We start from the raw sequence: 22,975 nt of genomic DNA, 5'->3' as shown, positions 1-22,975 counted from the left end.
GGAAGTCGGGGAAATCAGCCTTCGATAACGGCGAGGATTTCATTCTCGGCCATGACCAGCAGGTCTTCGCCATCGACTTTCACGGTGTTGCTGCCCGAGTAAGGGCCGAAAACCACTTTGTCACCGACCTTTACGGCCAGCGCACGTACTTCGCCGTTTTCCAGAACGCGACCGGTGCCAACAGCAACGACTTCGCCGCGGTTTGGTTTTTCAGCGGCCGAACCCGGCAGGACGATACCGCCAGCGGTTTTCGATTCTTCTTCGCTGCGACGGATGACTACGCGGTCATGCAGAGGACGAAGCTTCATTGTCGATCTCTCCCAAATTGTGGTTTTCATCGGCCGGTATCGACACCGGCGGGTTGATGCGGTCCGGCGTTGCCGGGGGTGGCCCGCAAAGGGCGAACCACCTGTGTCATGACTGGTGTTGCCACCAGAAACCTTGCGGTGACCACATACATGAGGCCGCCATATTCAATTACAAGGCTTGCTGTGGAAAATTTTTCAGCAAGCTGAAAAAACACCGGGGCCGCTTGTGCGGCCCCGAGGGTGAAGGAATTGACTATTTATCGCGGCGCTCGTACTCGCCTTCGATCACGTCAGGGCGATGGCCGCCGTTGCGCGGTTGCGCCTGGAACGGGCTGTCCTGGAACGCACGCTGGCGCATGGCCTGGGCTTCAGCACGCTCGCGCATCTTGCGGGCGGCCAGGTGGCGGGTGAACGGCAGCAGGCACAGCACGCCCAGCACGTCGCTGATGAAGCCCGGCAGCAGCAGCAAACCACCACCCACGGCCAGCATCAGGCCCTGGAACATGTCCTCGGCGGGCAGTTCGCCACGCTGCAGGCTTTCACGGGCACGCAGGGCGGTGGCGAGGCCGGCCACGCGCATCACCAGCACACCCAAGGCGGAGCCGGCGATGATCAGCAGCAGCGCCGGAAAGAAACCGATGGCGCCGCTGACCTTGACGAATACGAACAGCTCCAGCACCGGGAACAACAGAAACAGCAATAGAAAAGCACGCATCAAAGCATTCCTCGTCGGAAGAAATCCTTCCTGTAAGACCTACAAATGGATGCGTGCGCTCGGGATTTCAAGCCTCGACTTCAGTCGCAGCTGGCCATTGGTCGGCGCGCGCCAGCAAAACCAAGGCTTCGCGGACTTGTGTCGGCGTATTGCAAGGGGTAGGAAACGCCAGCCAGTGGATACCCTGACCAATGCGCAGGTGCATGCCTTCGCTGTCGATGCCGACCATCTGCGCCGGTGCGCTGCGCGGTAACTCGCTCAGCTCGACGTAGTGGGCGATGGCATTGGCGTGGTCGCTGTTCATGTGCTCGATCATGCTTGCCTCGGCCTTGCCGGCGAACGGATTGGCCAGGGTCACCTGATCGAGCCAGTGGATGGCACCAAAACCGCCGATGTAGCGATGGCGTACCGGCTGCAGGACCCAGAAGTCGAAATCGTGAGCCTTGTGGTAGTTGCCGGCATCCGGGAAGTAGCGGTAGTAGCGCTCGGCCGCCGCCTCGATGGCCGTCTCGTCGACCAGCTTGTGCGCCTCGGCCATCACCGTCAGGCGGCCTACGGCCTGCACGTCTTCAGCTTCACGCTCGCCCACCAGCAGCGAGCACTTGGGGTCCTTGAGCAGGTTGTGGGTATGCTGGGCGATGCGGCTGATGAGGATCAGCGGCCTGCCCTCGGCATCCAGGCAGTACGGCACCACCGACCCGAAGGGGAAGCCCGGCATGGATTTGGAATGGGTCGAGAGCACGCCGCGGTATTCCTTGAGCAGCAGTTCCCGGGCGGGGCGGATGGCGTTGGTACTCACTTGAGGGCGGCTCCTGGCGGCGGACTGGATGAGTGACAAGATAAGCATTATCACATCCAGTGCCAATGGGGCTGACTTGCAGCCCTATCGCGACACGAGGCGCACGCCGATCAACGGTGGGAGCCTTGTGTCGCGAAAGGGGCGCAACGCGCCCCCGGCGCTTTACCAGGTTACGCCGAAGCCTGCGGTATAGCGGGTCTTGTCCAGATCACTCTCACGCGTGCCGGTAATGATGTCCTTCTCCGCCTTGAGGTTGAGCGAGGCCCATTCGGTGACCTTGTAGCGCAGCCCCACTTCGGCATCCAGCGAGTAGTCGGCGACACCGCCCAGAGGCTTGGCGAATTCGCCGTTGGTGAACAGCTGAACGTTCTTGCCGATCAGGTAGCGGGTGTAGTCCCACTTCACCGCTGCCGAATAGAAGTTGTCCTTGGCACCGTCCTGGTATTCGAAATCGGTACGGTTGATCAGCGAGCCCAGCGAGAACGCGCCCAGTTCGTCATCCCAGAACTGGTAACCAGGGCCGGTACCGACCGTGCGCTGGCGGGCCAGGTCTTCGATGTGGTCGCGTTTGTACTCCATGCGCCCCTGCCAGAACCACTTCTCGGTGATGAAGCGGTCGAGCGCATATTCGGCGCTCCAGTTGTCGGTGGTGGTGACGTCGTCCTTGGTTTCGCGGTTGTATTCGCCTTCGGCATTGTGCCGCCAGCGGCCATGGCGGGCCGTGGTCTTGAAGCCGATATCGTAATCATCGGTATCGTTTTCAGCTCGCTTGTAATCAAGAGCCACGTCGACGTTGCCCTTCCAGACAAAATCTTCCACCAGCGGCTTGGGCTTCATGATCTGCTGGACGCTAGCCAAGTCGACTGTTTTTGGCGCATCACCGTTGGCCAGCGTCACCTTGCCCGGCTCGGCTGCCTTGAGCGACTTGGCCACCTCGCCGGTGTAGGCGTCCTGCTTGACCAGCAGTTTCTGGTCGCTTTCAAGCGTCTGCACCTGCTTCCAGTCCAGCGAGATCGAGCCGCCATACGGGGTCTCCAGCAGCAACTTGCCACCGTCGAACACACGGATCTTACCGCTCAGGCGGTCTCCGTTCTTCATCCACACGGTGTCGGCGAATGCCGGTGCGGCAAACAGCGAAGCGGTCAACAGGCACAGCAACGATCTAGAATACATAAGCGGACTACAGGTTCGATTTGACGAAAAAGCCGGGCATTATCCAGATACCGACGATCAGAGCAAGGACTGACCCAGTGCATGCCGTTGAGTTCAACTCTCATTTACCGCGACCACTCGTCCGGTTTCATCCCAGGCCAGGGCTGCCTTGATGTCTGAGGGATATGAGCACACTCAGGATTCACCCGAAGCCCGACGAACGGCCCTCTATTCGGTGCTTGGCCAGGTGCCTGAAGGCAAGGTCGTCAGCTATGGCCAGCTTGCCGAACTGGCAGGCCTCGGGCGTGCAGCCCGATGGGTCGGGCGCACCCTGGGGCAGTTGCCAGCCGATACCCGACTGCCCTGGCACCGGGTACTTGGCGCAGGCGGGCGCCTGAGCCTGGCACAGGGCACGCCTTCGGGCGATGAACAGCGCGCCAGGCTGCGCGCAGAAGGTGTGAATGTAACCAATAATCGTGTGGATATGACACGCCATGGCTGGCGCCCGATGGAGCACAGCGGTTAGAGTGCGCGCTTTGTTTTCGCAAATTTGAGGCAGATGTTGGCCCATGCCCCGTAAAACCTGGCGCGCTGCGCTCGCTGCCTATGCCAGCCCGTCAACCTTGGTACTTCTGCTGCTCGGCTTCGCCGCCGGCCTGCCCTACATGCTGGTGTTCTCGACCCTGTCAGTGTGGCTGCGCGAAGCGGGTGTGGCCCGTGAGACCATTGGCTATGCCAGCCTGATCGGCCTGGCCTATGCCTTCAAATGGGTCTGGTCGCCACTGCTCGACCAATGGCGCCTGCCGCTGCTTGGCGGCCTGGGGCGTCGGCGTTCGTGGTTGTTGCTGTCGCAAGCGCTGGTGGTGATCGGCCTGGTCGGCATGAGCCTGTGCGACCCACAGCAACATCTTTCCTGGCTGATCGCCCTGGCAGTACTGGTGGCCTTCGCTTCCGCCACCCAAGACATCGCCGTCGATGCCTACCGCCTGGAGATTGCCGACGACCAGCGCCAGGCGGCCCTCGCCGCCAGCTACATGGCCGGCTACCGGGTCGCCGCCTTGCTCGCGACCGCAGGCGCACTGTTTTTCGCCGAATGGTTCGGTTCCACCGGCTTCAGCTACCTGCACAAGGCCTGGGCCGGGACCTACGTGCTGTTCGGCGTGATGATGCTGCCGGCCCTGTTCACCACCCTGGTGATGCGTGAGCCACCGGTACCAATGCGCACCCAGCTGTCGGCCGCGCGCTATGGCCTGATGCATCAGATGGCTTCGGTGTTCGTGCTGATCATCCTGCTGGTGTCGGTGCCGGCCAGCTTTACCCAGATGTTCAACACTGGCTGGTCGAGCGTGATTTCCGGCGATGCGACACCACTCGACCTGCTGCTTGAAGACCGTGCCTTCCTGCGCCTGATTCTCTACGTGCTGCTGAGCTGGGCCTGCCTGTCGAGCCTGGGCCGTCGGGGCTTGGCGCCGGTGCTGACACCGGTCCATGACTTCATCGCCCGTTACCGCTGGCAGGCGCTGCTGCTGCTCGGCCTGATCGCCACCTACCGCATGTCGGACACGGTCATGGGTGTGATGGCCAACGTGTTCTACATCGACATGGGCTTCACCAAGGACCAGATCGCCAGCGTCAGCAAGGTCTTCGGCCTGATCATGACCCTGGTCGGTGCCGGTGCTGGCGGCCTGCTGATCGTGCGTTTCGGCATTCTGCCGATCCTGTTCATCGGCGGCGCCGCCTCGGCGGCCACCAACATCCTGTTCCTGATGCTGGCCGACATGGGGCCGGACCTGGAGATGCTGGTGGTGACCATTTCGCTGGACAACTTCAGCTCGGGCCTGGCCACCTCAGCCTTCGTCGCCTACCTGTCGAGCCTGACCAACCTGAAGTTCTCGGCCACGCAATATGCGCTGCTCAGCTCGATCATGCTGTTGCTGCCACGCCTGATCGGCGGGTATTCGGGGGTGATGGTGGAGAAGTTCGGGTATCACGACTTCTTCCTGATTACCGCGCTGTTGGGCGTGCCGACCCTGATCCTGATTGCGCTGCAATGGCGCCAGGAGGCGGGCCGGGGAAAGCAGGTGCCGGTGGATAACCCGGCGGCCGAACAGCCCTGAAGGGTTGGAGCGATCCTTGTAGGAGCGGCCTTGCGTCGCGAAAGGGCTGCACAGCAGCCCCAGCAAATGTTGCAACACCGCCGAAATCCTGGGGCCGCCTTGCGGCCCTTTCGCGACACAAGGCCGCTCCTACACGACAGCGCCTTCCCCCCGCGGCCCGCCAACCACGAACCACAACGGCCACAGCGCCAAGGCACCTGCCACGCCAGCCGCCAGGGCGAAGTGCAAGAGGCTGGCCCCCGCCCCGATCATCGCCAGCAACGCGCCACCGAGCCCCAGCAAGGCAATGGTGATCATCCCCAGCATCGCCGACACCAGCCCCTTGCTCTGCTCGCTGGCAAACAGCGTCATGCGGTACAGCACCGCATTGGCCACCCCCAGCCCCAACGCATAGAGCGACATGCCAGCGACCACGCTGATCACCGTCGGCCAGCACCAGGTGGCCAATACCATCAGACACAACCCGGCCAGGTAGGGCCCTAACGCCCCGCGCACCAAGGCCGGTAGTGGGTAACGATCGGCAATGCGGTTGATGATCAGGTTGCCGAGAATCAGCCCGCCGAACACCGGCAGCTGCCACAGTGCATATTCCATCGTGCTCAGCCCCTCATCGTGGATGAGCAGCACTGGCGACAGGCCGATCCAGCCAATCAGCGGCAGGCCTACCAGGCCCAATGCGGCGCTGCCAGCGACGAACTTGCGGTTGCCCAGCAACTGGCCGTATCCGGCCAGCAGTGGCAACAGGTGGATCGGCGTGAACGGCAGACGCGAGCCGTCGCGCCGCTCCACACCCAGGGTTTCCGGCATCAGTCGATGCAGCAGCAGCCAGCACAAGACGGCCCCCATGGCGAAGGCCACGAATAGCCAGCGCCAATCCAGCCACTGCAGCATGAGCGTACCGACCAACGGCCCCAGCAGCGGCGACAGCAGGGCAATGTTGGCCAGCAGCGCCATCATGCGCACGGCGTCGGCCTCGCTGAATGCTTCGTTCAGCGCGGGGTAGCTGACGGTTACCACGAAGCCCAGGCCGATGCCCTGCAGCAGGCGCAGCAGGTTGAACAGGCCAATATCCTGCACCCAGTAGGTGGCCAGGCAGGCGACGCCGAAAAACGCGCAGCCGGCCAGCAGCAGCGGACGGCGGCCATAGCGGTCGGCCAGCGGGCCGATCAGCCATTGCAGCAGCACACCACCGAGCAGGTACAGGTTGAGCGCATGGGGGATGTACTCGGGGCTGGCGTTCAGGTGCTCGACCACCACTGGCATGGCCGGCATCACGGCGTCGCTGGCCAGGTAGGTGAGGAGCTCGAACAGGGCCAGGGTCAGGCCGAACAGCAGGGCCCGGAGGGGCGTGATGTAGAGCAGTGGTTTCATGATGGCGTATCGGGTGCAGGCAGGAGGGGTCAAGCTATATGCCAGATATGTTCGGGAATTGCTGTGAACAAGTGTAAGGGGCAGAAAAAACGGGCCGCTGCGCGCCCCTTCGCGGGCAAGCCCGCTCCCACAGGGTACCGCGCAGCATTCGAATACAGCGCTGCACCTGTGGGAGCGGGCGTGCCCGCGAAGGGCCGCACAGCGGCCCCGGTTTCAGCAGAACGTTACTGCGCTGCAGTCTCCTGCACCACGCGAATCACCCGCTGCGGAAACGGGATATCGATCCCTTCGGCCTTCAACCGGTCACGGGCATGCTCGTTGAGCATGAACATCACGTCCCAGTAGTCGGAGGTCTTGGTCCACAGGCGTAGCGACACGGTGATCGAGCTGTCGCCCAAGGTCGAAACCACTGCCTGCGGTGCCGGGTCCGGCAGCACGCGCGGATCCTGCGCCAGCTCCAGCAGCACGTTGCGCGCCTTCTGCAGATCGGCCTCGTAGTCCACGCCCACGTCGAACACCACCTTGCGCGTCGGCTGGCGGTTGGTGTTGGTGATGATACCGTTGGACAGAGCGCCGTTGGGCATGATCACGGTCTTGTTATCACCGGTCCGCAGCACGGTGTGGAAGATCTGGATGCTGTCGACGGTACCCGCCACGCCTTGCGCTTCGATCCAGTCGCCGATGCGGAACGGGCGGAACATCAAAATCAGCACGCCACCGGCGAAGTTCGCCAGGCTGCCTTGCAAGGCCAGGCCGATGGCCAGGCCGGCGGCACCGATGGCGGCGACGAACGAAGTGGTCTCGATGCCGATCATCGACGCCACGCTGACGAACAGCAGTACCTTCAGCACGATGTTCGACAAGGTGCTGATGAAACCTTGCAGTGCCAGGTCGGCGTTACGCAGGCCAACCAGTTTGCCCAGGCGGGCGCTGACCTTGTTGACGATCCACCAGCCGACCGCCAGGGTCAGCAGGGCCAGCAGCAGGCGGCTGCCGTATTCCATGATCAAGGGGACCCAGGTCTGCGATTGGCGGACCAGCTGATCGACTTCAGCGTTCAAATCCATGTTCATCTCCTAAAGCAGCACAGTAACGCAGGCCGCCAGCTGTCCAGCGGCCATGAACCCCCATGGACATCATTAGGCCATCGGGGTTCCGGACAACCCTGTGATCAATCACGGAAGTTGTTGAATTGCAGCGGCATGTCGAATTCCTTGGTGCGAAGCAGGGCAATGGCTTCCTGCAGGTCATCACGCTTCTTGCCGGTGACTCGTACCTGTTCGCCCTGGATGGCGGCCTGGACCTTGAGCTTGCCGTCCTTGATGGTGGCGACGATCTTCTTGGCCAGGTCCTTGTCGATGCCTTCGCGGAACTTGGCTTCCTGCTTCTTTTCCTTGCCCGAGGGGTACGGGTCGTTGGTTTCCAGGCACTTCACGTCGATCTTGCGCTTGACCAGCGCCAGGCGCAGGATTTCCAGCATGGCTTCGAGCTGGAACTCTTCCTCGGCGGTCAGCACCACGGTCTGCTCCTTGTCCTTGAACTCGAAGCTGCCCTTGCCCTTGAGGTCATAACGGCGGTCGAGGTCCTTGATGGCGTTGTCGACCGCGTTCTGCACTTCGTGCTTGTCCAGTTCCGATACCACGTCGAACGAAGGCATGGGTAATCTCCATAAAATAAACGCGCGCTCAGTCTGAACATGGAGCGCGTCGGTGTTAGCGGGTTAAAATGCGGGCTCATTATAACGGGTTGCGAAACGCAGATGAGCAGCACCTGGCATATTCTCGGCGCCGGTAGCCTCGGTAGCCTGTGGGCTTGCCGCCTGGCCCGCGCCGGCAAGGCGGTACGCCTGATCCTGCGCGATGCGCAGCGCCTGCAAGCCTACCAGCAGGCCGGCGGCCTGACATTGGTCGAACAGGACCAGGCCCATTTCTACGCCATCCCGGCCGAAACGGCCGAGTGCGGTGGGCCCATTCATCGCCTGCTGGTGGCCTGCAAGGCCTACGATGCCGCCCCTGCCATCGCCCGCCTGGCGCCGCGCCTGGCTGAAGGTGCCGAAATCGTGCTGCTGCAGAACGGCCTCGGTAGCCAGGACGAAGTCGCCGACCAGGCGCCCCTCGCCCGCTGCATCTTCGCCTCCAGCACCGAAGGTGCATTCCGCGAAGACGACTGGCGGGTGCGATTCGCCGGCCATGGCTTCAACTGGCTGGGCGATCCGGCCAACCCCACCCGCCCCGAATGGTTCGCAGACCTGACCGACGCCGGCATTCCAGGCGAATGGACCGTCGATATCCTTACCCGCTTGTGGCGCAAGCTGGCACTGAACTGCGCCATCAACCCGCTGACCGTGCTCCACGACTGCCAGAACGGCGGGCTGCTCGGGCACCTTGGCGAGGTCGAAGCGCTGAGCAAGGAGTTGGCCGAGCTGCTGCGCCGTTGCGGCCAGCCTGAAGCGGCGACCGACCTGGACGAAGAAGTGCAACGGGTCATCCTGGCCACTGCCGCCAACTACTCTTCCATGTACCAGGACGTACGCGCTGGCCGGCGTACCGAGGTGCATTACCTGCTGGGCCACGCCTGCCGGGCTGCAGAGCGCCACGGCTTGGCACTGCCACAGCTGGAACACCTGCACCGGTGCCTGGTCGATAACCTGCGAGCGCGTGGTTTGCCCAGCGCCTGACCTCAACCCAATACGGACATTGCCTTGCCCATGAGCCTGCGCCAACGCCTGGAAAACCTCCCGGTCGGGCAGAAACTGCTGGCGGCCCTGCTGGTGCTGCTGGTGACCATCCTGCTGGTGGCCAACCTGACCTTCATCAGCGCCGCCTACTGGATCACCCAGGAAAGCATGGCGCCGCAGGCGTTGCAGACCATCGGCAGGCTGGTGGCCAACCCCCAACTGCCGGCCCGTGCGGGCGACTCGGCGGAGACGGCCACTGCCCTGCTCAAGGAACTGGACAGCTACACGCCGCTACGCGCCGCCGCCATCTACGGCGGCGACGGCCGGATGCTGGCCCAGCTGCAGCACGGCGAGCCACTGGTGTTGCCCAAGCGCTACCGCAACATCGACGGTTGGCGCCTGATGGAGTTTCGCAGCACCCAGCTGATCCGCATCCCGCGCGAGGCCAGCCCTCCGGCGCACCTGCTGCTGGTGGCCAGCAGCGAACTGCCCATGGCGTTCTACACCGGCACGCTCAGCGCCAGCCTGGCAATCCTGGTGTTCAGCATACTGCTATGGCTGGTCATCGCCCGGCAGATCAAGCGCCTGATCACTCAGCCGATCAACCAGCTCGAAGAACTCAGCCGCCAGGTCACCCGCGAGGAAAGCTATGCCTTGCGTGCCACCCGCGGCAACGACGACGAGATCGGCAGCCTGGCCGATGCCTTCAACACCATGCTCTCGCGTATCGAAGGCCGCGAGCAGCAGCTCAAGCGTGCCCGCGACGAATTCCAGATGGCCTTCGACCAGGCCCAAGGGCTGGCCGAAGAAACCCGCCACACCAACCGCAAGCTGGAGCTGGAAGTTCAGGTGCGCAGCAAGATCGAGAAGAAGCTCACGGGTTTCCAGAACTACCTCAACAGCATCATCGACTCCATGCCCTCGGCACTGATCGCCCTCGATGAGCAGCTCTACGTGACCCAATGGAACCACGAGGCCACCGTGCTCTCCGGCACGCCCTTGGACGAAGCGCTGAACCAGCCGATCTTCATCGCCTTCGAGCCGCTCAAGCCGTTTCTGCCCCAGCTCAAGGAAAGCGTCGAGAAGCACCGGGTGGCGAAGATCGAGCGGGTCACCTGGCCCAAGGGCGACGACTTGCGCCACTACGCCCTGACGTTCTACCCGCTGATGGGTGGTGGCGGGCGCGGCGTGGTCATCCGTATCGACGACATCACCCAGCGCCTGTCACTGGAAGAGATGATGGTGCAGTCGGAGAAGATGCTCTCGGTGGGCGGCCTGGCGGCCGGCATGGCCCACGAAATCAACAACCCGCTGGGTGCGATCCTGCACAACGTGCAGAACATTCGCCGGCGCCTGTCGCCGGAACTGCCGCGCAACCAGGAACAGGCCGGCGAACTGGGCATCGACCTGCCCAGCGTCAACCGCTACCTGCAGAACCGTGAAGTGCCGCAGCTGCTCGACGGCATTCAGCAGGCCGGCGCACGCGCCGCCAAGATCGTCACCCACATGCTCAGCTTCAGCCGCCGCAGCAATCGCCAACTGGTGCCTTGCGAGCTGCCGGCACTGATCGACCAGGCCGTGGAGATCGCCAGCAACGACTTCGACCTGACCATCGGCTTCGACTTCAAAGGCCAGGCCATCGTCCGCCAGTTCGACCCCAACCTGGGCCCGGTGCCCTGCACCGCCAACGAACTGGAGCAGGTGCTGCTGAACCTGCTGAAGAACGCTGCCCAGGCCATCCACCAGCGGCCCCAACCCAGCGAACCCGGGCGCATCACCTTGCGCACCCGGCTGAACCCGCCCTGGGCCGAGATCCAGGTCGAGGACAACGGCGTGGGCATGCCCGAAACCGTGCGCAAACGCACCTTCGAGCCGTTTTTCACCACCAAGGAAATCGGCCAGGGCACCGGCCTCGGGCTGTCGGTTTCATACTTCATCATCACCAACAACCACAAGGGGCAGATGGAAGTACAGTCCACGCCCGGCCAGGGCACCTGCTTCACCCTGCGCCTGCCCCTCGGCCAGCCGCCAGCGGCGGTGCCGACCCACACGGAGGCATGACATGGGCTATCGCCTGTCGAAGATCTACACCCGCACTGGCGACAAGGGCGAAACGGGCCTGGGCGACGGGCGGCGGGTGCCCAAGGACCACCCACGGGTCGAAGCGATCGGTGAGGTGGACAGCCTGAACAGCCAGCTCGGCCTGCTGCTGGCCGGCCTGGATGACCACAAACTGGATGAGGTGAGCAACGTTCTGGCGCCTTGCCAGCACCGCCTGTTCGACTTGGGGGGCGAGTTGGCGATGCCCAGCTATCAGGCCTTGAACCAGGCCGAGGTGGTGCGGCTGGAGGCGGCGATCGATGTATGGAACGAGGAGCTGGGGCCGTTGAAGAACTTCATTTTGCCCAGTGGTTCGGCGCTGGTCGCACAGGCCCATGTGTGCCGCAGCCTGGCGCGTAGTGCAGAGCGGCGGTGCCAGCAGTTGAATGCGCTGGAGCCGTTGGAGGGGGTTGGGTTGGCGTATATCAACCGGCTTTCGGATCTGCTGTTCGTGGCGGCGCGGATCATTGGGCGACGGCAGGGGATTAGCGAGGTCTTGTGGCAGCCTGCAGAGAAGCCTCAGGGCTGATATCGCCGGGGCTGCCTTGCAGCCCATCGCAGGCAAGCCAGCTCCTACAGGTATGGCCGTACCTGAAGACAGCGATTGACCTGTAGCAGCTGGCTTGCCTGCGATGGGCCGCAAAGCGGCCCCAGATACTCAGGCCTCAGGCCAGAACGCGCGAATCCCGGCAACACCTTGGGCGCCGGCTTCCCAGGCCTTTTCCCTCTCACCTGGCCCAACCCCACCCAGCAGGTAGACCGGCTGCTTGAATCCTGTAATCAACCGCTGCGCCTCGTCCCACCCCAACGGCACCGCCTCAGGGTGAGTCTGGGTCGCCTGCACCGGCGACAGGGTGACGAAATCCACGCCCATCTGCTCTGCCAGCGCCAGCTCTTCGGCACTGTGGCACGACGCCGCCAGCCAGCGCTCCCTGGGGAACGGCCGGCCCTTGGCTGCGTACTTGCGCAGCTGCGCGGCGGTCAGGTGCCACCCGGCGGCCGGGAAGTCGCCCAGCCACTCCAGTGGCCCCTTGAGCATCAGCTGCGCCTTGCCGGCGCACAGCCCCACCGCATCCACCGCCACATCGCGATACTTGGGGTCGTACATGTCCGGGGCGCGCAGCTGGATCAGACGGATACCGCCGGCCACGGCCTTCTGGATGCCCTTGAGCATCTGCGGCACTTCCAGGCCCTCCGGGGTGATCAGGTACTGGTCCGGCAAGCGCGCAGCAGCGACAATCGGCTTGTTGGCTTCCGGGAACTCGTATTGCGCCAGGTCCCGTGGCGTGACCCAGGCCAATGGCTGGCCTTCGGCGCCATGGGGCTCACCGGTGAACGCATCGACCTCACGCACATCCAGCAGCACCTGCTTGTCCGGGTAGTCGTGGCTGACCTTGATCAGCGCCCGCGAACGGGTCACTTCGATGCCCAGCTCTTCGCGCAGTTCGCGGGCCAGCGCCGCTTCGACGCCTTCGCCCTCTTCCACCTTGCCACCGGGGAATTCCCACAGGCCACCCTGGTGCTGGGTATCGGCGCGGCGCGCAATCAGAATGCGCCCATCACTGCCGCGGATCACCGCAGCTACAACATGAATCCGTTTCAACCTTCACGCTCCGCCAGGCCAGCTTGCTGCCAGGCCTTGAAGGCCGGCCACTGGTAAATGGTTTCGATATAGGTGGCGGCCTCGGCGGGCACTTCCACACGATAGGTGCGCAGGCGCACCGCCACCGGCGCGAAGAAGGCATCGACCAAGGTCGGCTCGCCGAACAGGAACGGCCCGCTGGCCTTGGCCACCAGGCGGCACTCCGACCACAGCGCGACGACGCGATCGATGTCCACTTGCACCTCCAGCGGCATGTTCTCCAGCGCCTGGTCACGGCTCAGGTCGAACGGCATGGCACCGCGCAGGGCGAAGAAGCCACTGTGCATCTGTGCGCAGGCCGAACGGGCCTGGGCACGGGCGGCGACATCGGCCGGCCACAGCTGGGCCTCGGGGTGGCGCTCGTTGAGGTATTCGGCGATGGCCAGGGAGTCGGCGATCACACCGTGCTCGGTCTTGAGCAGCGGTACCTTGCCGGTGGAGGAATAAGCGAGGATGCGTTGACGGGTATCAGGCTGGTTGAGCTTGATCAGGGTTTCTTCGTAGGGCACGCCAGCCAGCTCGAGGGCCAGGGCGCCTCGCAGCGACCAGGAGGAATACAGCTTGTCGCCGATGATCAGGTGATAGCTCATGGGTCGGCTCCATGTGTCGGGAATTTGGGGCTGCCTTGCAGCCCCGGGCTTACATCAGGTGCGGTATTCGGCGTTGATCTTCACGTATTCGTGGGACAGGTCGGTGGTCCAGATGGTTTCGCTGCACTGGCCACGGCCCAGCTCGATACGGATGGTGATCTCTTCCTGCGCCATCACGGCCGAACCCTGTGCTTCGGTGTAGCTCGGGCTGCGGCCGCCCTGGCTGGCAATGCACACGCTGTCCAGGTACACGTCGATCAGGCTGACATCCAACTCCGGCACGCCAGCACGGCCCACGGCAGCCAGAATGCGGCCCCAGTTCGGGTCGGAAGCGAACAGTGCGGTCTTGATCAGTGGCGAGTGAGCCACGGCGTAGCCGACATCCAGGCATTCCTGGTGGTTACCACCACCGTTGACCTGCACGGTGACGAACTTGGTGGCGCCTTCGCCGTCACGGACGATGGCCTGGGCCACGTCCATGCACACTTCGAACACGGCCTTCTTCAGCGCTTCGAACAGCGCGCCGCTGGCTTCGGTCACTTCCGGCAGGTTGGCCTTGCCGGTGGCGATCAGCATGCAGCAGTCGTTGGTCGAGGTGTCGCCGTCGATGGTGATGCGGTTGAACGACTTGTTGGCACCGTCGAGCATCAGGTCCTTGAGTACGCCTGGGGCGACCTTGGCGTCGGTGGCGATGTAGCCGAGCATGGTGGCCATGTTCGGGCGAATCATGCCGGCGCCCTTGCTGATACCGGTCACGGTAACGGTCACGCCATCGTGCTGGAACTGGCGGCTGGCGCCTTTGGGCAGGGTGTCGGTGGTCATGATGCCGGTGGCGGCTTCAGCCCAGTGGTTTTCCGACAGGTTGTCCAGTGCGGCCTGCAGCGCCCCTTCGATCTTCTCGACCGGCAGTGGTTCACCGATCACACCGGTGGAAAACGGCAGCACCGACTCGGCCGGCACGCCGGTCAGTTCGGCCAGCTTGGCGCAGGTGCGTTCGGCGGCAGCCAGGCCAGGTGCGCCGGTACCGGCGTTGGCATTGCCGGTGTTGGTCAGCAAGTAGCGCACGGTGCCCTGCACGCGCTGCTTGGACAGGATCACAGGAGCTGCACAGAAGGCGTTGAGGGTGAACACGCCAGCCACGCTGGAGCCTTCGGCACAGCGCATGACCACCACATCCTTGCGCCCGGGGCGCTTGATGCCGGCAGAGGCGATGCCGAGTTCAAAACCCGGAACCGGGTGCAGGGTGGGCAAAGGACCAAGACCAACAGCCATTAGAGCGCTCCTAGAAAAATCGGTTGATTGCAAAAAGCGGGGCCGCTTCGCGCCCCATCGCGACACAAGGCCGCTCCTACAGGATTGTTGCGATTCCTGTAGGAGCGGCCTTGTGTCGCGAAAGGGCCGCAGAGCAGCCCCAAGTACATCAAGTTACAGCGGTTGCATCAGATCACTCGATCTGACCATGGCAATGCTTGAATTTCTTGCCCGAACCACACCAGCACGGCTCGTTGCGGCCCAGCTTCAGGTCGTTGCGCACCGGGGCAGCGGCCACGGCCACTTCGGCGCCCTCCTCGCTCAGCTGCTCGCTCTCGAGGCCCGGCGCGGCGGCATGCTGGAACTGCATGCGGCTGGCCAGTTCCTCGGCTTCGCGGCGCAGGCGGGCTTCTTCTTCTGCCGGGTCTTCGCGGCGCACCTGAACGTGCGACAGCACGCGGATGGTGTCGCGCTTGATCGACTCGAGCAGCTCCTGGAACAGGGTGAACGACTCGCGCTTGTACTCCTGCTTCGGGTTCTTCTGCGCGTAACCGCGCAGATGGATACCGTGTCGCAGGTGGTCCATGGTCGACAGGTGGTCTTTCCACAGGTCGTCCAGCACGCGCAGCAGGATCTGCTTCTCGAAGGTACGCAGCGCCTCGATACCCGCCTGGTCTTCCTTCTCGGTGTAGGCGGTAGTGATCTCGTTCAGCAGCTTCTCGCGCAGGGTCTCCTCGTAGAGGTGATCGTCCTCGTCCAGCCATTGCTGGATCGGCAGCTTAATGGCGAAGTCGCTGGCCAGCGAAGCTTCGAGGCCGGCCACGTCCCACTGCTCCGGCAGCGACTGCGGAGGGATGTGCTGGCTGATGGTGGCGTCCAGCACTTCCTGGCGGAACTCGACGATGGTGTCGCCAATGTTCTCGGCCGCCAGCAGGCTGTTGCGCATGTGGTAGATCACCTTGCGCTGTTCGTTGGCCACGTCATCGTATTCGAGCAGCTGTTTGCGGATGTCGAAGTTGCGGCCTTCGACCTTGCGCTGAGCTTTTTCGATAGCGTTGGTGACCATGCGGTGCTCGATGGCCTCGCCGGACTGCATGCCCAGCGCCTTCATGAAGTTCTTGACCCGGTCAGAGGCGAAGATGCGCATCAGGCTGTCTTCCAGCGACAGGTAGAAGCGGCTCGAACCCGGGTCGCCCTGACGGCCGGAACGGCCACGCAGCTGGTTGTCGATACGGCGCGATTCGTGGCGCTCGGAGGCGATCACGTGCAGGCCACCGGCCTGGATCACTTGCTGGTGGCGCTTCTGCCAGTCGGCCTTGATCTGGGCGATCTGCTCGGGCGTCGGGTTTTCCAGGGCGGCCACTTCGGCTTCCCAGTTACCGCCCAGCAGGATGTCGGTACCACGGCCGGCCATGTTGGTGGCGATGGTCAGCGCACCCGGGGCACCGGCTTGCGCGATGATCTCGGCTTCCTTCTCGTGGTACTTGGCGTTCAGTACCTTGTGGTCGATACCTTCCTTTTGCAGCAGGTTCGACATGTGCTCCGAGGTTTCGATGGTGGCGGTACCCACCAGGATCGGGCGGCCCTGGGTCATGCTCTCTTTGATGTCGGCGATGATCGCGGCGTATTTCTCGTCGGCGGTCAGGTACACCAGGTCGTTGAAGTCTTTACGCGCGAGCGGCTTGTTCGGCGGAATGACCATCACGTTCAGGGCGTAGATCGACTGGAACTCGAACGCTTCGGTGTCGGCGGTACCGGTCATGCCGGACAGCTTGGTGTAGAGACGGAAGTAGTTCTGGAAGGTGGTCGAAGCCAGGGTCTGGCTTTCGGCCTGGATGTTCAGGTTTTCCTTGGCCTCGATGGCCTGATGCAGGCCCTCGGAAAGACGACGACCGGGCATGGTACGGCCGGTGTGTTCGTCGATCAGCAGCACTTGGCCGTCCTGCACGATGTACTCGACATTGCGGTGGAACAGCTTGTGCGCGCGCAGGCCGGCATAGACGTGGGTCAGCAGGCCCAGGTTGTGCGCCGAGTACAGGCTCTCGCCTTCGGCCAGCAGACCGGCCTGGGTCAGCATCTCTTCGATGAACTGATGACCGGCTTCGTTGAGCTCGACCTGGCGGCTCTTCTCGTCGATGGTGTAGTGGCCTTCCTGGGTGACCTGGCCTTCGACTTCTTCGATGTGCTGGGTCAGGCGCGGGATCAGGCGGTTGATCTCGATGTACAGCTTGGAGCTGTCTTCGGCCTGGCCGGAGATGATCAGCGGGGTGCGCGCTTCGTCGATGAGGATCGAGTCGACTTCGTCGATGACCGCGAAGTTGAGTTCACGCTGGAACTTCTCTTCCTGGCTGAACGCCATGTTGTCGCGCAGGTAGTCGAAACCGAATTCGTTGTTGGTGCCATAGGTGATGTCGGCGGCGTAGGCGGCGCGTTTTTCTTCAGGCGGCTGGAAGGCCGAGACGATGCCCACGGACAGACCGAGGAATTCGTACAGCGGGCGCATCCAGTTGGCGTCACGGCGGGCCAGGTAGTCGTTGACCGTGACCACGTGCACGCCCTTGCCCGACAGTGCGTTGAGGTAGACGGCCAGGGTACCGACCAAGGTCTTGCCTTCACCGGTACGCATTTCTGCGATCATGCCCTCGTGCAGGGTCATGCCGCCGATCAGCTGCACATCGAAGTGACGCATGCCCATGACGCGCTTGCCGGCCTCTCGGGCCACGGCGAAGGCTTCGGGCAGCAACTGGTCCAGCGTCTCGCCTTTGGCCAGGCGCTCCTTGAACTCTGCGGTCTTGCCCCGCAGTTGCTCATCGGAGAGGGCCACCATTTTCTCTTCGAAGGCATTGACGATAGATACCGTCTTGAGCATGCGTTTGACTTCACGCTCGTTCTTGCTTCCAAAAAGTTTTTTTAACAAAGGCGCAAACATATCGGCAGGATCTTCCACACGTAGGGATGGAGGGCGGCCCCATGAGTCGCCCGTGCAGCCCTGAGGCCGCATGCGAACGAGCATTCTACCCGGAAACGATGGTGAGGAAAGTGGTCGATTGCCACGATGCTGGCACAGCGCTTGGGTGGGGGCTTTTCTATGATTGGGGCATTTTCCCTGAGTTCAACCCGCAGCTTCATGAAACGTATCGAGAATGGCTCGTATCCTGTGCCGGCCTTTTCGCGGGTAAACCCGCTCCCACAGGTATCTCACTCCCTCGGGAACAGGTGATCGCCTGTGGGAGCGGGTTTACCCGCGAAGAGGCCGGCACAGCCAACAGAGGTGTTAGACTGCCGATCTTGTAACTGCATGCATACCGCCATGGCCTTCAAACCCTCCTCCGCCCAGCCGCCGTCCACGCTACTGCGCCAGAACCGCCCGCTGCGCCTGCTACTGAATCAGGCCGAACGCCTGGCGCACCTGCAACGCCTGCTGGAAAGCCAGTTGCAGCCGGCTGCGCGCGAGCATTGCCATATCGCCTCGTGGCGCGACGGCACCCTGCTGCTGGTGGTCACCGACGGTCATTGGGCCACGCGCCTGCGCTATCAGCAAAAGCGCCTGCAGCGCCAGCTCCAGGCCCTGGAAGCCTTCGGCAACCTGCAGCGCATCCTCTACAAGGTGCAGCCACCTCTGGTGCCCGCCAGGCGCGGCAGTCATACCACCGAGCTGTCGAACAGTGCCGCCGAAAGCCTGCGCGACTCCGCCGAAGGTATTGCCGACCCCAAACTGCGCGCCGCCCTTGAGCGACTTGCCGGCCACGCCAACAAAGACAAACGCCAATAAAAAAGGCCACCCGAAGGTGGCCTCAATCAACGAACTAGAGAGTGTTCGAACTTACACGGCCGCAACAGGACGCATGTACGAGATCGGTGCCGTGCTGGCATCTTCGAACGTGACCACTTCCCAGGCGTCGGTTTCAGCAATGAGCTTGCGCAGCAGCTGGTTGTTCAGCGCGTGGCCGGACTTGTAGCCCTTGAACTCGCCGATCAGGCTGTTGCCCAGCAGGTAGAGGTCGCCAATGGCGTCGAGAATCTTGTGCTTGACGAATTCGTCATCGGAACGAAGGCCGTCTTCGTTGAGCACACCAGTTTCGTCGACCACGATGGCGTTCTCGACACTGCCGCCCAACGCAAGGTTGTGCTTGCGCAGGTACTCGATGTCACGCATGAAGCCGAAGGTACGGGCGCGGCTGACTTCCTTCACGAACGAGGTGCTGGAGAAGTCGACGACCGCACTCTGGGTCTGGCCCTTGAGGACCGGGTGATCGAAGTCGATCTCGAAGCTCACCTTGAACCCGTCGAATGGCAGGAAGGTGGCGCTCTTGTCGCCCTCTACCACTGTCACTTCGCGAAGGATGCGGATGAACTTCTTGGCTGCGTCCTGTTCTTCCAGGCCGGCAGACTGAATCAGGAATACGAAGGGACCGGCGCTGCCATCCATGATCGGCACTTCCGAGGCGGAGAGCTCGACGTAGGCGTTATCGATGCCCAGGCCCGCCATGGCGGAGAGCAGGTGCTCGACCGTATCGACCTTGACGTCACCGTTGACCAGCGTGGTGGACATGGTGGTCTCACCCACATTGGCCGCACGCGCCGGGATCTCGACCACAGGGTCGAGGTCGGCGCGACGGAAGACGATGCCGGTGTCGACAGGCGCAGGCTTGAGGGTCAGGTAGACCTTCTCCCCGGAGTGCAGGCCGACGCCCGTGGCACGGATGGTATTCTTCAGGGTGCGTTGTCTAATCATGGCATTGGCCGCTTCAGCGCAAATAATGCGAACAGGTGTCAACAAAGGCTGGGGATGATAACAGACCATGCCTTTGCTGAACACCAATCACCTTTATACCCCTGATAAATTCCATCAATCGGCCTGACGACGCAGGAAGGCCGGGATATCGAGGTAGTCCAGATCATCCTGAGGGTTGAGTTTAGCTGCCGCGGCAGCGCCTGCATGGGCCTGGTTGCGCATTACGGTCGGGCGCTCGAGGTCACGGTAGTTGACGGCTGGCTGCTCCTGGCGAACCGGCGCCGGGTTGGAAGCCTCGTACGCCTGCTGAGCGGTCTGCAGGGTGTTGTCGACCACCTTGACCGGTTTCTCGATACGCGCGCCCAAGCCAGTGGCAACCACGGTCACGTGCAGTTCGTCACGCATGTCAGGGTCGATCACGGTGCCGACCTTGACCATGGCGTGGTCGGAGGCGAAGGCTTCGATGATGCTACCCACGTCGGAGTATTCACCCAGCGACAGGTCGGGACCTGCGGTGATGTTCACCAGGATGCCGCGGGCGCCCTGCAGGTTGACGTCTTCGAGCAGCGGGTTGCGGATCGCCGCTTCGGTGGCTTCGCGCGCACGGTTCGGGCCGCTGGCGCAGCCGGTCCCCATCATCGCCATGCCCATTTCACCCATGACGGTGCGTACGTCGGCAAAGTCGACGTTGATCATGCCCGGACGCTTGATGATGTCGGAGATACCGCGCACGGCACCGGCCAGCACGTCGTCAGCCTTGGCAAACGCGGACAGCAGGCTGGCATCCTTGCCCAGGATGGTCAGCAGCTTCTCGTTGGGGATGGTGATCAGCGAGTCGACGCTCTCGGCCAGCATGCGGATGCCTTCGTCGGCGATCTGCATGCGCTTGCGGCCTTCGAACGGGAACGGACGGGTCACCACTGCAACGGTGAGAATGCCCATTTCCTTGGCCACTTCGGCGATGATCGGCGCCGCGCCGGTACCGGTACCGCCACCCATGCCGGTGGTGATGAACACCATGTTGGTGCCCTGCAGCACCTCGGCGATGCGCTCACGGTCCTCCAGCGCGGCCTGACGGCCGACTTCCGGATTGGCACCGGCACCCAGACCCTTGGTCACGCCGGTACCCAGTTGCAGGATGGTGCGTGCGCCGATGTTTTTCAGCGCCTGTGCATCGGTGTTGGCGCAGATGAACTCGACGCCTTCGATGCTGCTCTTCACCATGTGGTTGACGGCGTTGCCGCCGCCACCGCCAACGCCGATCACTTTGATGACCGGGCTTTGCGGGACGTTGTCTACGAGCTCGAACATTTTCCCTCTCCTTACAGTTCTCTAGTTGTTGCGCCTACCACTACTGCTTTGAAACTTAGAAGTTGCCCTGGACCCACTTCTTGAAGCGCTCAAGCACTGGGGCCTTCGGTTCATCGCCATAGCTGTTGTTGCTGCTGTTGGTGTTACCGGTCAGGACCAAGTCCTCGGACTGCTTGAGCAGGCCATAGGTGAGCAAGCCCACACCGGTGGAATAGATCGGGTTGCGCACCACGTCGCTCAGCCCCCGAACGCTGTGCGGCACGCCCAGGCGTACCGGCATGTGGAAGATTTCCTCGGCCAGTTCCACGGCGCCTTCCATTTTCGCGGTGCCGCCGGTGAGGACGATGCCGGCAGGCACCAGGTCCTCGTAGCCGCTGCGGCGCAGCTCGGCCTGGATCAGGGTGAAGAGCTCGTCGTAACGTGGCTCCACCACTTCGGCCAGGGCCTGACGCGACAGCTCGCGCGGTGGGCGATCACCCACGCTCGGCACCTTGATGGTCTCGCCGGCGCCGGCCAGCTTGGCCAGGGCGCAGGCGTAGCGGATCTTGATTTCCTCGGCATACTGGGTCGGTGTACGCAGGGCCATGGCGATGTCGTTGGTGACCTGGTCACCCGCAATCGGGATCACTGCGGTGTGACGGATTGCGCCCTCGGTGAAGATGGCGATGTCGGTGGTACCGCCGCCGATATCCACCAGGCACACGCCCAGCTCTTTCTCGTCATCGGTCAGCACCGAGTAGGCCGAAGCCAGCTGCTCGAGGATGATGTCGTCGATTTCCAGACCGCAGCGGCGTACGCACTTCTCGATGTTCTGCGCCGCGTTCACTGCGCAGGTGACCACGTGAACCTTGGCCTCCAGGCGCACACCAGACATGCCCAACGGCTCGCGCACGCCTTCCTGATTGTCGATCACGTAGTCCTGCGGCAGGGTGTGCAGCACGCGCTGGTCAGCCGGAATGGCCACGGCCTGGGCGGCATCGAGCACACGTTCGAGGTCGGCAACGCTGACCTCGCGGTCGCGGATCGCCACGATGCCGTGGGAGTTCAGGCTGCGGATGTGGTTGCCGGCCACGCCGACGAATGCCGAGTGGATGCGGCAGCCGGCCATCAGCTGGGCTTCTTCCACCGCGCGCTGGATCGACTGCACGGTCGACTCGATGTTCACCACCACGCCTTTTTTCAGGCCGCGGGACGGATGGGTGCCGATGCCCACGATCTCGAGGGTACCGTCTTCGCCCACTTCACCCACCAGCGCCACCACCTTGGAGGTGCCGATGTCCAGCCCGACGATCATTTTGCCGCTATGCGCGTTTGCCATGGTCCTGCCTCTCTCTAATTCTTCGCAACGGCGGGTTGGGCCGTCGTCGGTGCAATCGGTTCCCGCCAACCAACGGCAAGTCCGTTGGAATAACGCAGATCAATGCGGGCAATAGTGCTGATCTGGTCTTTGAGTGTCTTGTCGTAAATGGCAATGAAACGGCGCATCTTCTCTACCAGATGGTCGCGCCCCAGCAGCAGCTCGATGCCTGGCCCGGCACTGCTCGCACCGGTCGTCAGGAACCAGCTGCCGCGCTCGCGCAGCTCCAGGCGAGCGATGGAAAAGCCCAGGGGGCGCAGCATCTGGCTAAGTACCTGATACTGCTGCATGACTTGTTGCTGAGCGCGCTGCGGCCCGGCAAGCTGCGGCAGGTGCTCGTAGTTGGCCAGCTCGCGCGGGGTGAAGGCCTGGCCCTGGTTGTTGAGCAGGGCCTCGTCACCCCAGCGTGCCACCGGCAACTGTTCTTCCAGGCGAATCACCACTTCGTCCGGCCACACCCGGCGTACTTCGGCGTGGGCGATCCATGGCATCTGCTCGAGTTCGGCACGCATGGCCGTGAGGTCGACGCTGAAGAAGCTCGCCGCCACGTACGGCGCAATGCGCTGCTGCACCGACTGCTGGCTGATGTAGCTGAGGTCACCCTGCACGTCGATCTTGGTGATTGGCCGGTCGGCGTACGGCATCAGTCGGATGGCGCCCTCATAGGCGCCGAACCCGGCAGCGACCAGCACGATCGGCCACAGCAGGCGCTTGAGGCCGCCCAGGCTGGGCCGCGGCAGGCGCGCCGATACGGGCTCGTCGGCCACCAGTCGGCTGGCACCACGCGGCACCGGCTTGCTACGGCCGGTAACGGGTTGCTGCTGACGTATCATTGCGCCTTGCATGATGG

21 protein-coding genes are annotated in these 22,975 nt (G+C 63.2%); 6 read left to right on the top strand and 15 right to left on the bottom strand.

The genetic code is table 11. The features are described from left to right. Positions 1-14: 14 nt before the first annotated feature. The 4 genes from ACIPW4_RS19425 to ACIPW4_RS19410 form a co-directional block, all read right to left on the bottom strand. The gene (locus ACIPW4_RS19425; protein WP_009684394.1) at positions 15-308 is read right to left on the bottom strand and encodes a co-chaperone GroES; all 294 of its coding nucleotides are present in this window, start codon (positions 306-308) and stop codon (positions 15-17) included. A 253-nt stretch (positions 309-561) separates the two neighbouring features. Continuing rightward, positions 562-1,023 (bottom strand): FxsA family protein, encoded by a 462-nt coding sequence (locus tag ACIPW4_RS19420; protein WP_400660662.1) that lies wholly within the window; start codon positions 1,021-1,023, stop codon positions 562-564. Positions 1,024-1,090: 67 nt separating this feature from the next. Then, entirely contained in the window at positions 1,091-1,822 is a 732-nt protein-coding gene (locus ACIPW4_RS19415; RefSeq protein WP_400660661.1) for a HugZ family protein, read from the bottom strand. A 162-nt stretch (positions 1,823-1,984) separates the two neighbouring features. Further along, complete coding sequence (locus ACIPW4_RS19410; RefSeq protein ID WP_400660659.1) at positions 1,985-2,995, bottom strand: DUF481 domain-containing protein; 1,011 nt, start codon at positions 2,993-2,995, stop codon at positions 1,985-1,987. Positions 2,996-3,146: 151 nt separating this feature from the next. Here ACIPW4_RS19410 and ACIPW4_RS19405 point away from each other — a divergent pair, with 151 nt between their 5' ends. Together ACIPW4_RS19405 and ACIPW4_RS19400 are read left to right on the top strand one after the other, a co-directional pair. Further along, the gene (locus ACIPW4_RS19405) at positions 3,147-3,500 is read left to right on the top strand and encodes an MGMT family protein (protein ID WP_400660657.1); all 354 of its coding nucleotides are present in this window, start codon (positions 3,147-3,149) and stop codon (positions 3,498-3,500) included. Between the two features lie 43 nt (positions 3,501-3,543). Continuing rightward, complete coding sequence (locus ACIPW4_RS19400; protein WP_400660655.1) at positions 3,544-5,091, top strand: AmpG family muropeptide MFS transporter; 1,548 nt, start codon at positions 3,544-3,546, stop codon at positions 5,089-5,091. Between the two features lie 129 nt (positions 5,092-5,220). On the opposite strand, the gene ACIPW4_RS19395 is transcribed toward ACIPW4_RS19400, so the two are convergent. From ACIPW4_RS19395 to ACIPW4_RS19385, 3 genes are all read right to left on the bottom strand, one after another. Beyond that, complete coding sequence (locus tag ACIPW4_RS19395) at positions 5,221-6,462, bottom strand: MFS transporter (protein WP_400660653.1); 1,242 nt, start codon at positions 6,460-6,462, stop codon at positions 5,221-5,223. Positions 6,463-6,686: 224 nt separating this feature from the next. Then, positions 6,687-7,529, bottom strand: coding sequence for a mechanosensitive ion channel family protein (locus tag ACIPW4_RS19390; RefSeq protein ID WP_400660651.1), 843 nt, complete (start codon positions 7,527-7,529; stop codon positions 6,687-6,689). 104 nt (positions 7,530-7,633) lie between these two features. Then, positions 7,634-8,119, bottom strand: a complete 486-nt coding sequence (locus ACIPW4_RS19385) for a YajQ family cyclic di-GMP-binding protein (protein ID WP_400660649.1) — start codon at positions 8,117-8,119, stop codon at positions 7,634-7,636. Between the two features lie 102 nt (positions 8,120-8,221). Between ACIPW4_RS19385 and ACIPW4_RS19380 the strand changes: the two genes are divergently transcribed. Genes ACIPW4_RS19380 through ACIPW4_RS19370 form a run of 3 tightly spaced genes read left to right on the top strand, consistent with a single transcriptional unit; the run spans position 8,222 to position 11,768 of the window. Continuing rightward, positions 8,222-9,139, top strand: a complete 918-nt coding sequence (locus tag ACIPW4_RS19380) for a putative 2-dehydropantoate 2-reductase (RefSeq protein ID WP_400660647.1) — start codon at positions 8,222-8,224, stop codon at positions 9,137-9,139. Between the two features lie 30 nt (positions 9,140-9,169). Then, positions 9,170-11,200: an ATP-binding protein gene (locus ACIPW4_RS19375; protein WP_400660646.1), complete on the top strand. Its 2,031-nt coding sequence runs from the start codon at positions 9,170-9,172 to the stop codon at positions 11,198-11,200. A 1-nt stretch (position 11,201) separates the two neighbouring features. After that, entirely contained in the window at positions 11,202-11,768 is a 567-nt protein-coding gene (locus ACIPW4_RS19370) for a cob(I)yrinic acid a,c-diamide adenosyltransferase (protein ID WP_400660644.1), read from the top strand. A gap of 129 nt (positions 11,769-11,897) precedes the next feature. Here ACIPW4_RS19370 and ACIPW4_RS19365 read toward each other — a convergent pair whose 3' ends face one another. The 4 genes from ACIPW4_RS19365 to secA all read right to left on the bottom strand — a co-directional run bounded on the left by ACIPW4_RS19365 (position 11,898) and on the right by secA (position 17,651). Beyond that, positions 11,898-12,842 carry a Nudix family hydrolase gene (locus ACIPW4_RS19365; RefSeq protein WP_400660642.1) on the bottom strand — a complete coding sequence of 315 codons (945 nt, stop codon included), beginning with the start codon at positions 12,840-12,842 and terminating at the stop codon, positions 11,898-11,900. Further along, positions 12,839-13,471, bottom strand: coding sequence for a glutathione S-transferase family protein (locus ACIPW4_RS19360; protein ID WP_400660641.1), 633 nt, complete (start codon positions 13,469-13,471; stop codon positions 12,839-12,841). Before ACIPW4_RS19360 ends, ACIPW4_RS19365 begins: the two co-directional genes overlap by 4 nt. Positions 13,472-13,525: 54 nt before the next feature. Beyond that, positions 13,526-14,743 carry a bifunctional glutamate N-acetyltransferase/amino-acid acetyltransferase ArgJ gene (gene argJ / locus ACIPW4_RS19355; protein WP_400660639.1) on the bottom strand — a complete coding sequence of 406 codons (1,218 nt, stop codon included), beginning with the start codon at positions 14,741-14,743 and terminating at the stop codon, positions 13,526-13,528. A gap of 172 nt (positions 14,744-14,915) precedes the next feature. Further along, positions 14,916-17,651 (bottom strand): preprotein translocase subunit SecA, encoded by a 2,736-nt coding sequence (gene secA, locus ACIPW4_RS19350; protein ID WP_400660638.1) that lies wholly within the window; start codon positions 17,649-17,651, stop codon positions 14,916-14,918. Between the two features lie 381 nt (positions 17,652-18,032). On the opposite strand from secA, the gene ACIPW4_RS19345 reads away from it, so the two are divergent. Next, positions 18,033-18,494, top strand: coding sequence for a DUF721 domain-containing protein (locus ACIPW4_RS19345; protein ID WP_400660637.1), 462 nt, complete (start codon positions 18,033-18,035; stop codon positions 18,492-18,494). Positions 18,495-18,545: 51 nt separating this feature from the next. Here the strand turns inward: ACIPW4_RS19345 and lpxC are convergent, their stop codons facing one another. From lpxC to ACIPW4_RS19325, 4 genes are all read right to left on the bottom strand, one after another. After that, the gene (lpxC, locus tag ACIPW4_RS19340; protein WP_060508542.1) at positions 18,546-19,457 is read right to left on the bottom strand and encodes a UDP-3-O-acyl-N-acetylglucosamine deacetylase; all 912 of its coding nucleotides are present in this window, start codon (positions 19,455-19,457) and stop codon (positions 18,546-18,548) included. 114 nt (positions 19,458-19,571) lie between these two features. Beyond that, a complete protein-coding gene (gene ftsZ / locus ACIPW4_RS19335; protein WP_003251871.1) occupies positions 19,572-20,768 on the bottom strand; it encodes a cell division protein FtsZ in 1,197 nt (398 codons plus the stop codon). Between the two features lie 55 nt (positions 20,769-20,823). Further along, positions 20,824-22,086 (bottom strand): cell division protein FtsA, encoded by a 1,263-nt coding sequence (ftsA, locus tag ACIPW4_RS19330; RefSeq protein ID WP_103449232.1) that lies wholly within the window; start codon positions 22,084-22,086, stop codon positions 20,824-20,826. A gap of 14 nt (positions 22,087-22,100) precedes the next feature. Then, complete coding sequence (locus ACIPW4_RS19325) at positions 22,101-22,970, bottom strand: cell division protein FtsQ/DivIB (protein ID WP_400660635.1); 870 nt, start codon at positions 22,968-22,970, stop codon at positions 22,101-22,103. Between the last annotated feature and the right edge of the window lie 5 nt (positions 22,971-22,975).

This window comes from Pseudomonas sp. NPDC089996 (assembly GCF_044748405.1).
Lineage (GTDB): Bacteria > Pseudomonadota > Gammaproteobacteria > Pseudomonadales > Pseudomonadaceae > Aquipseudomonas.
This window is presented reverse-complemented; position numbering and strand designations above follow the sequence as displayed.

Excerpts from the sequence above, each read along its gene's own strand:
- ACIPW4_RS19425 (WP_009684394.1), bottom strand. The coding sequence starts at position 308 with ATGAAGCTTCGTCCTCTGCATGACCGCGTAGTCATCCGTCGCAGCGAA.
- ACIPW4_RS19420 (WP_400660662.1), bottom strand. The coding sequence starts at position 1,023 with ATGCGTGCTTTTCTATTGCTGTTTCTGTTGTTCCCGGTGCTGGAGCTG.
- ACIPW4_RS19410 (WP_400660659.1), bottom strand. The coding sequence starts at position 2,995 with ATGTATTCTAGATCGTTGCTGTGCCTGTTGACCGCTTCGCTGTTTGCC.
- ACIPW4_RS19405 (WP_400660657.1), top strand. The coding sequence starts at position 3,147 with ATGTCTGAGGGATATGAGCACACTCAGGATTCACCCGAAGCCCGACGA.
- ACIPW4_RS19400 (WP_400660655.1), top strand. The coding sequence starts at position 3,544 with ATGCCCCGTAAAACCTGGCGCGCTGCGCTCGCTGCCTATGCCAGCCCG.
- ACIPW4_RS19395 (WP_400660653.1), bottom strand. The coding sequence starts at position 6,462 with ATGAAACCACTGCTCTACATCACGCCCCTCCGGGCCCTGCTGTTCGGC.
- ACIPW4_RS19390 (WP_400660651.1), bottom strand. The coding sequence starts at position 7,529 with ATGGATTTGAACGCTGAAGTCGATCAGCTGGTCCGCCAATCGCAGACC.
- ACIPW4_RS19385 (WP_400660649.1), bottom strand. The coding sequence starts at position 8,119 with ATGCCTTCGTTCGACGTGGTATCGGAACTGGACAAGCACGAAGTGCAG.
- ACIPW4_RS19380 (WP_400660647.1), top strand. The coding sequence starts at position 8,222 with ATGAGCAGCACCTGGCATATTCTCGGCGCCGGTAGCCTCGGTAGCCTG.
- ACIPW4_RS19375 (WP_400660646.1), top strand. The coding sequence starts at position 9,170 with ATGAGCCTGCGCCAACGCCTGGAAAACCTCCCGGTCGGGCAGAAACTG.
- ACIPW4_RS19370 (WP_400660644.1), top strand. The coding sequence starts at position 11,202 with ATGGGCTATCGCCTGTCGAAGATCTACACCCGCACTGGCGACAAGGGC.
- ACIPW4_RS19360 (WP_400660641.1), bottom strand. The coding sequence starts at position 13,471 with ATGAGCTATCACCTGATCATCGGCGACAAGCTGTATTCCTCCTGGTCG.
- argJ (WP_400660639.1), bottom strand. The coding sequence starts at position 14,743 with ATGGCTGTTGGTCTTGGTCCTTTGCCCACCCTGCACCCGGTTCCGGGT.
- secA (WP_400660638.1), bottom strand. The coding sequence starts at position 17,651 with ATGTTTGCGCCTTTGTTAAAAAAACTTTTTGGAAGCAAGAACGAGCGT.
- ACIPW4_RS19345 (WP_400660637.1), top strand. The coding sequence starts at position 18,033 with ATGGCCTTCAAACCCTCCTCCGCCCAGCCGCCGTCCACGCTACTGCGC.
- lpxC (WP_060508542.1), bottom strand. The coding sequence starts at position 19,457 with ATGATTAGACAACGCACCCTGAAGAATACCATCCGTGCCACGGGCGTC.
- ftsZ (WP_003251871.1), bottom strand. The coding sequence starts at position 20,768 with ATGTTCGAGCTCGTAGACAACGTCCCGCAAAGCCCGGTCATCAAAGTG.
- ftsA (WP_103449232.1), bottom strand. The coding sequence starts at position 22,086 with ATGGCAAACGCGCATAGCGGCAAAATGATCGTCGGGCTGGACATCGGC.
- ACIPW4_RS19325 (WP_400660635.1), bottom strand. The coding sequence starts at position 22,970 with ATGCAAGGCGCAATGATACGTCAGCAGCAACCCGTTACCGGCCGTAGC.